Here is a 1904-nt window from a genome sequence, read left to right on the forward strand (position 1 = left end):
GCCTGGAGCACGACCCCGACCGAGGCAAGCCCCGCGCCGCACCCGGCTCGCGGCGGTGCTGCTGGGCCTGGGCGGCGCGCTCGTGCTCAGCGTCCTGCTGGCGACCTCGCTGGGCCCGGTGCGCGTCCCGCTGCGGGAGACCGCGCAGGTCGTGCTGCACCACCTCTCCGCCGACCTGTTCCACCCCGCCGACCCGGTGAACGACCACATCGTGTGGCAGTTCCGCCTCCCCAGGGCGCTGCTGGGCGCCGTGGTCGGCGCGGGGCTTGCCTCGGTCGGGGTCGTGCTCCAGGCCGTGGTGCGCAACCCGCTGGCCGACCCGTACCTGCTCGGCGTCTCCTCCGGCGCGTCCCTCGGGGCCGTCCTGGTGCTGGTGGTCGGCTCCTCCGCCGTCGCCGGGCTCGGGCTGTCCTCGGCGGCGTTCGCGGGCGCGCTCGCCGCCACCCTGCTGGTCTACCTGCTGGCCCAGCGCGCGGGCCGGGTCACCCCGTTCCGGCTGATCCTGGCCGGGGTGTCGCTGGCCTACCTGTTCCAGGCCCTCTACGGCCTCCTGCTGCTGCACGCCAGCCCCTACGACGTGCAGGGCGTGCTGGTCTGGCTGTTCGGCAGCCTCGGCTCCACCGAGTGGGGCGACCTGGGCGCGCCCGCCGCGTGCGTGGTCGCGGGCGTGCTCTACCTGCTCACCCAGGCCCGGTCGCTGAACTCGCTGCTCGCCGGGGAGGAGACGGCGGTCTCCCTCGGCCTGGACGTCGCCCGGTTCCGGGTGCGGATGCTCGTGGTGACCTCGCTGGTGGTCGGGGTCGTCGTCGCGGTCAGCGGGGCGGTGGCGTTCGTCGGGCTGATCGTGCCGCACCTGTGCCGGATGGTGGTCGGCTCGGAGCACCGCGCGCTGCTGCCGGTTGCCGCGCTCACCGGGGCGGTGTTCCTGGTGCTGATGGACCTGGCCGCCCGCACCGTGCTCGCGCCGAGCGACCTGCCGCTGTCCATCGTCACCTCGGTGTTCGGGGTGCCGTTCTTCATCTGGCTGCTGCGGCAGCGCGAGGCCGGGCGGGAGGCGAGGTTCGGGTGAGCGCGAACGGGAGCGGGCCGCCGAGGGTCGTGGTCGACGGGGTCTCGGTGGAGCTGGGCGGGAGCCCGGTGGTGGCCGGGGCGAGCCTGACCGTGGGCGCGGGGGAGGTGGTCGGCGTCGTCGGGCCCAACGGCAGCGGCAAGTCCACGCTGCTGCGCGCGGTCTACCGGGCGCTGCGCCCGGCGGCGGGGGCGGTGCGGGTCGACGGGGCCGACGTGTGGGGGCTCACCGCCCGCGAGTCCGCGCGGCGCACCGCCGTGGTGGTGCAGGAGAGCGGCAGCGACTTCGTGCTCACGGTCGCCGACGTGGTCGCGATGGGCCGCAACCCGCACAAGGGCCCGCTGGACCGCGACACCGCCGACGACCGCCGGATCTGCGCCGAGGCGGTCGCCAGGACCGGTGTCGCGCACCTGGCCGGGCGCGACTTCGACACCCTCTCCGGCGGGGAGAAGCAGCGGGTGCTGCTGGCGCGGGCGCTGGCGCAGCAGCCGAGGCTGCTCGTGCTCGACGAGCCCACCAACCACCTGGACATCCGCTACCAGCTGGAGCTGCTCGACCTGGTGCGCGCGCTCGGCACCACCACGCTCACCGTCATGCACGACCTGGCGCTGGCCGTGGCGTACTGCGACCGCGTGCACGTGCTGCACCGGGGCCGGGTCGTCGCCGACGGGCCACCCGCGCGGGTGCTCACCGCGGAGCTGGTCGCCGAGGTCTTCGGGGTCCGCGCCGGCCCGTGGGTCCACCCCCCCCCCCGGCCCGCGCCCCCCCGGTTGTCCCGGCGGCCCGCCCCGGCCCGCACCCCCGAGAGGCACCCCCCGGGGCCGACCCGCCCCCC

At 76.4% G+C, this 1904-nt stretch carries 2 protein-coding genes; both read left to right on the plus strand.

What is annotated here, in order from left to right:
• The coding region (locus tag ACTUAL_RS02365) for a FecCD family ABC transporter permease (RefSeq protein ID WP_440899113.1) at positions 1-1069 on the plus strand (1069 nt) is incomplete at its 5' end.
• On the plus strand, positions 1066-1904 hold an 839-nt coding region (locus tag ACTUAL_RS02370; protein ID WP_440899114.1), incomplete at its 3' end, for an ABC transporter ATP-binding protein. The genes ACTUAL_RS02365 and ACTUAL_RS02370, both read left to right, overlap by 4 nt.

Source organism: Actinosynnema sp. (assembly GCF_052038725.1).